The sequence below is a fragment of the Lacisediminihabitans sp. genome (assembly GCF_036404185.1).
Classification (GTDB): Bacteria; Actinomycetota; Actinomycetes; order Actinomycetales; family Microbacteriaceae; genus Lacisediminihabitans.
In genome coordinates, this window is record NZ_DASWPB010000151.1 from 1 (window position 1) to 5,991 (window position 5,991).

Here is a 5,991-nt window from a genome sequence, read left to right on the forward strand (position 1 = left end):
CTGGGACACATGCCACCCGCCCTCGTGCTTGAGCGTGTGATGTTTGGGACAGAGGCTGGCGAGATTCCGCCAGTCGGTCGAACCGCCGTACTGCCAGTCGAGTGTGTGATCGAGGTCGCAGGTGCCGGCGGAACGGCCACAGCCGGGGAATCGGCAGGTGCCGTCGCGCACGCGCAACCAGGTGCGCAGCCGGGCCGGTATGCGGTAGCTGTCGCGCCCCACCGAAAGCACCGCCCCGGTCTCGGGATGGGTGAGCAACCGGGTCAGCGAGGGAGCCTCGGCGGTGAGCAGCCTCGCGGTCTCGGGATCGATGGGGCCGTAACCCTCGAGCGTGGCGGGCTGCTCGCTCGCCCCGAGGAGCGTGAGAACCGGCACGGTGACCATCACCCGCGGACGGATGCGCCGGAAGAGGCCCTCGATCGGGTTGGCAACCACCGTGTCGCCGGCATCCCGGCCATCGTCCGCCTCGACACCGTCAGCGCTGCCGTCGCCGAGGAGAACGGTGGCGAGCACATCGGCCCGGAGCTGGGTGAGGGTGCGGGTCTCCTCCGCCGTCTGCAGGCCGCGCGAGGTCTCGGTGATGCGGGAGTAGATGGCGACCGCCTGCTCGACGGGGAGATAGGCGCTGAGCCAGGCCATGCCGTCCGCGCCGCCGCTGCACTCGATCCGCCGGTCGGTGACCGCGCGGCGATGCCGCTCGATCGCGGAACCCGGATCCATCCGCTCGCGCAGGGAGCGCAGCCTGCGATCGAAGGCGGACGGCGTGAGGCTGCTGGCGAGTGGGAGCGCGGCCTGCTCCAGTTCGGCGCGGATGGCGGGCTCCAGGGGCGCGGCCTGATCGACCACAAGCTGGGCATGCCGGTAGCCGATCGAGCCGGAACGCAGGGCGGCGAGTGTCGCGGGAAGATCGTTGACCAGCGCCTGGCTGTCGTTCACCAGAGACTCCGCGGTTCGCTCCGGCATCCGCATCGCGCAGGCGAGCTCGGCGATCAGCGACCGCCGCCCGAGGTCGGGGCCCATGCCCGCCGCGGTGCCGGCGACGGACGCCTCGGTGAACTCGCTCCAGACCCTGGCCTGCTCGATCGCCTCCGCGCGCATGCCGGTCAGTTGCGCGATCATCCGGTCGAACTGGGCGACCGTCTCCACCAACTCCGACCGGGTGTCGGCCATCATCGCGTAGGCGGTCGGCACTGCGACCGGGGTGCTGATGAGGCCTTCCATGCGACAACTCAACACCACACCACCGACATTGGCGGGCGGGCTTGGGCCGGCCTGGGTACAACATTCACAACGGGTTGGCAACCGATCGAATGGACGGATGCCGCGGCTGACCAGGGGACGCGGATGCGCGCCGAGGGGACGTGGGCGCCTAAACCGAGTCGTCGTCCAGCCGGCGATTCACCACGGCCTGCTCGTGATGATCGGGGATCTCGCAGGTGTCGCCGATGCAGACGGCGGCACTCGGATCCCCGACGACGGTGAACGGCGCGGCCGACGCGACCGGCGCCGAGGCATCCGCCATGGCGCTGTCGCTCAGCCCGTCTCTCACGGCGCTGTCCCTCACTGCGCTGTCCCTCACTGCGCTGTCCCTCACTGGGCCGCCGCCCTCTCGCCGGCCACCTGGGTGAGCACGTTGGCGAAGGTCTGCGCCTCCTGCGCACCGGACACCGCGTACTTGCCGTCGATCACGAAGAAGGGAACGCCCTGGATGCCGTACGCACCCGCCTGCGCGACGTCCGCCTTGACGTCGGCCAGGAACTCGTTGGACTCGAGCGAGCGCACCACGTCGGCGCGGTCGAAGCCGAGTTCCGCGGCGATGTCGGCGAGATCCTCGATCCGGCCGACGTGCTCCCCGTTGATGAAGTAGGCCTTGAACAGGCGCTCCTTCATCTCGAGCTGGCGGCCCTTCGACTTCGCGTAGTGGATGAGCTCGTGCGCCTTGACCGTGTTGGTCTGGTGCATGTGGTCGTAGTCGTAGTCGAGACCGACCTCTGCGGCAATGCCGGTGACCCGGTCGAGCATCTGCTCCACCTGGTCGATCGGCACCCCCTTGCGCTGGCTGAGGTAATCCGCCGGGGTGCCGTCGAAGTCCACCGGGGTGTCCGGCGCGAGCTCGAAGGAGTGATACTCCACCTCGACCTCACCGCCGAATGCGGCGGCTCCCGCCTCGAACTTGCGTTTTCCGATGTAGCACCATGGGCACTGCACATCGGACCAGATGTCGACTTTGATCGGTTCACTCACGCGGGTGTCAACGGCGGCCGGCGACATCCTATTCCCACCCGCGATCGGTCCGTGCGGATGCCCGGTGCCGGCCCGCAGTTCATACACACGTATGGACCCGTCACCGCCCAGCGGAACGACGAGTCAGTCCCAGAGGACGCCAAACTATCTTGACGTCGAAATACCCTGGTCAGAAGCCGGTTTTTAATTTCAGAATGGGGCCCATTTCGGGACTTTCGACCCCTTATCGGCCTCCGGGCACGAGTTACATGAGACGTAGATCAGATTGACGCGCGAGGCCTGAAGAAGTGATGAACCATTCGGACTCTTCGGTTCGGCAGTGCAATCGGGTTGCAGTGCGGCTGACGCACTCGACAGGACATCGAGGTCAATCTGACCGGAGTTCTCTGAAGTGCGTTTGTTGTCAGGACAGCACGTGACGACAGTGGCCTGCAGAGGACTTCCCACCACATGGTAAAAACTGGGAGGATCCCGTGAGCACCACATTTGAAAGCATCGTCACTCCGACAGCGATCGAAGTCGACACCTTGGTCACCAAAGCCGAGAAGGCCCTCAAGGAATTTCTGAAGCTGGACCAGGCGCAGGTCGACCTCATCGTCAAGAAGGCCTCCGTCGCCGCCCTCAGCAAGCACGGAGTCCTGGCCAAGATGGCCGTCGACGAAACCCACCGCGGCGTCTTCGAGGACAAGGCCGTCAAGAACATCTTCGCCTGCGAGCACGTGGGCAACTCCATGCGGGATCTCCGCACGGCCGGTGTCATCTCCCACGACGAGCTGACCGGCATCACCGAGATCGCCGAGCCCGTCGGTGTCATCGCCGGTGTCACCCCCGTTACCAACCCGACCTCGACCGTCATCTTCAAGTCGCTCATCGCGCTGAAGACCCGCAACCCGATCGTCTTCGGCTTCCACCCGGCCGCCCAGGAGTCTTGCGCCGAAGCGGCTCGCATCGTCCGTGACGCCGCCGTCGCCGCCGGAGCCCCCGCGGACTGCGTGCAGTGGGTTGCCAATCCCTCCCTCGAAGCAACCTCCGCACTCATGAACCACCCGGGCGTCGCGCTCATCCTGGCCACCGGCGGAAACGCCATGGTCAAGGCCGCGTACTCCTGTGGAAAGCCGGCCCTCGGCGTCGGCGCGGGCAACGTGCCCGCCTACGTCGAGAAGTCGGCGAAGCTCAAGCGCGCCATCAACGACCTGGTGCTGTCCAAGGCCTTCGACAACGGCATGATCTGCGCCTCCGAGCAGGCCGCCATCCTCGACACCGAGATCTACGACCAGGCCATGGCCGAGTTCAAGATCCTGCACGCCTACCGCTGCACCCCCGAGGAGAAGGCGAAGCTCGAGGAGTTCATCTTCGGCGTCGAGGCGCACAGCCAGAACTGCGCGATGGCCAAGCTCAACGCGGCCGTCGTCGGCCAGTCGCCGGTCTGGATCGCCAAGCAGGCCGGGTTCACCGTCCCGGACGACACCTCGATCCTCCTCGCCGAGATCTCGGGAGTCGGACCGGACGAGCCGCTCAGCCGTGAGAAGCTCACCCCCGTGCTCGCCATCCTCCGCGCGAACTCGCAGGAGGAGGGCATCAGCCTCGCCGAGCAGATGGTCGAATTCGACGGCCTCGGTCACAGCGCGGCCATCCACACGGAGGACGCCGACCTCGTCGAGCGCTACGGAACCCGCGTCAAGGCCGTCCGCATCATCTGGAACGCCCCGTCCGCCCTCGGCGGCATCGGCGACATCTACAACGCCTTCATCCCGTCGCTCACCCTCGGTTGCGGCAGCTACGGACACAACTCGGTGTCGAACAACATCTCGGCAGTCAACCTGGTCAACGTGAAGCGGATTGGACGGCGTAACAACAACATGCAGTGGTTCAAGGTGCCGTCGAAGGTCTACTTCGAGCCGAACGCCATCCGCTACCTCATCGACATGCCCGATGTGAACCGCGTGACGATCGTCACCGACCCGACCATGACCCGCATCGGATTCGTCGACAAGATCCTGGATGTCCTCCGCCGTCGCCCGAACGAGGTCGCCGTGCAGATCATCGACAGCATCGAGCCGGAGCCGAGCGTCAACACGGTCAAGCGCGGTGCAGAGCAGATCAGGGCCTTCGCCCCCGACACGATCATCGCCCTCGGCGGCGGTTCGCCCATGGACGCCTCGAAGGTCATGTGGCTGCTGTACGAGCACCCGGAGGTGGAGTTCTCCGACCTCAAGGAGAAGTTCTTCGACGTGCGCAAGCGCGCCTTCCGCTTCCCGGCGCTCGGCAAGCTCGCCAAGCTCGTCTGCATCCCGACCTCGTCGGGAACCGGCGCGGAGGTCACGCCGTTCGCGGTCATCACGGACACCGACACGGGCCGCAAGTACCCGCTCGCCGACTACGCGCTCACCCCGACCGTCGCGATCATCGACCCGAAGCTCACCGGCCTTATGCCGGCCAAGCTCGCGGCCGACTCCGGCATGGACGCCCTGACCCACGCCACCGAGGCCTACGTCTCCGTCTACGCCAACGACTTCACCGACGGCATGGCGCTTCAGGCGATCAAGCTCATCTTCGACAACCTCGAGACCTCGGTCAACGACCCGAGCAACGAGAAGGCTCGCGAGAAGATGCACAACGCGGGAACGATCGCCGGCATGGCGTTCGGCAGCGCGTTCCTCGGTATCGTGCACGCCATGGCGCACACGATCGGTTCGAGCCTGCACCTCGTGCACGGCCGCACCAACGCCGTGCTGCTCCCCCACGTGATCCGCTACAACGGCAAGGTCCCGACCAAGCTGACCAGCTGGCCCAAGTACGAGAGCTACGTCGCCCCCGAGCGCTTCCAGCAGATCGCGAAGACCCTCGGTCTTCCGGCTGCCACGCCAGAGGAAGGCGTCGAGTCGTACGCGGTCGCGGTCGAAGGACTGCGCAAGCGCGTCGGCATCGAGGACTCGTTCAAGGCCCAGGGCGTCAACGAGGCCGAGTTCATCGGCCGCCTCGACGAGCTCGCCATGAACTCCTACGAGGACCAGTGCGCGCCGGCCAACCCCCGGATGCCGATGCTGGACGACATGAAGACCCTCATGACGGCCGCGTACTACGGCACCTCGTTCGAGCAGGTCAGGGCGCAGAACGCGGAGGTCACCGACGAGGCCGTCGCCGAGCGGCTCACCTCGGCGCAGCGCCTGGCCAGCCCGCGCAAGCCCAAGGCTGAGGCCGCCAAGGCCTAGGCAGCCAGAACCCGAAAAGGGGGTGGACGCAGATTCTGCGTCCACCCCCTTCTTCGTCGCCCGCGGGCAGGAATCGTGCGGCGCGCCTGGCACGCCGGGGGTATCAGGCGCCCAGGAGCTCCGCGCCGAGGTAGGCCTCCAGCCGGTCGAGCGAGACGCGCTCCTGGGCCATGCTGTCGCGTTCGCGTACGGTCACGGCCCGATCGTCCAGGGTGTCGAAGTCGACGGTGACGCAGAACGGCGTGCCGATCTCGTCCTGCCTGCGGTAGCGGCGACCGATGGCGCCGGCGTCGTCGAAGTCGATGTTCCAGTGCTTGCGCAGACCGGCCGCGAGCTCGCGGGCGACCGGCGAGAGCCGCTCGTTGCGGGACAGCGGAAGCACGGCGACCTTGATGGGCGCGAGCCTCCGGTCGAGCCGGAGCACGATGCGCTTGTCGACCCCGCCCTTCGTGTTGGGGGCCTCGTCCTCGTGGTACGCGTCCACGAGGAAGGCCATGAGGGCGCGGGTGAGACCGAAGGCCGGCTCGATCACGTA

Annotated in this window: 5 protein-coding genes; 1 reads left to right on the plus strand and 4 read right to left on the minus strand. The window is 66.8% G+C overall.

Features of this window, described 5'->3' with window-relative positions; translation table 11 throughout:
• The 3 genes from VGC18_RS10755 to VGC18_RS10765 form a co-directional block, all read right to left on the minus strand.
• Positions 1-1,221: HNH endonuclease signature motif containing protein (locus VGC18_RS10755; RefSeq protein ID WP_331097158.1), on the minus strand; the 1,221-nt coding region annotated here is incomplete at its 3' end.
• A gap of 148 nt (positions 1,222-1,369) precedes the next feature.
• Positions 1,370-1,579, minus strand: a complete 210-nt coding sequence (locus VGC18_RS10760) for a hypothetical protein (RefSeq protein WP_331097160.1) — start codon at positions 1,577-1,579, stop codon at positions 1,370-1,372.
• A gap of 11 nt (positions 1,580-1,590) precedes the next feature.
• Entirely contained in the window at positions 1,591-2,244 is a 654-nt protein-coding gene (locus VGC18_RS10765) for a DsbA family oxidoreductase (protein ID WP_331097162.1), read from the minus strand.
• A gap of 473 nt (positions 2,245-2,717) precedes the next feature.
• Here VGC18_RS10765 and adhE point away from each other — a divergent pair, with 473 nt between their 5' ends.
• Positions 2,718-5,456, plus strand: coding sequence for a bifunctional acetaldehyde-CoA/alcohol dehydrogenase (gene adhE, locus VGC18_RS10770; protein ID WP_331097164.1), 2,739 nt, complete (start codon positions 2,718-2,720; stop codon positions 5,454-5,456).
• A gap of 103 nt (positions 5,457-5,559) precedes the next feature.
• On the opposite strand, the gene VGC18_RS10775 is transcribed toward adhE, so the two are convergent.
• On the minus strand, positions 5,560-5,991 hold a 432-nt coding region (locus VGC18_RS10775), incomplete at its 5' end, for a His/Gly/Thr/Pro-type tRNA ligase C-terminal domain-containing protein (RefSeq protein ID WP_331097166.1).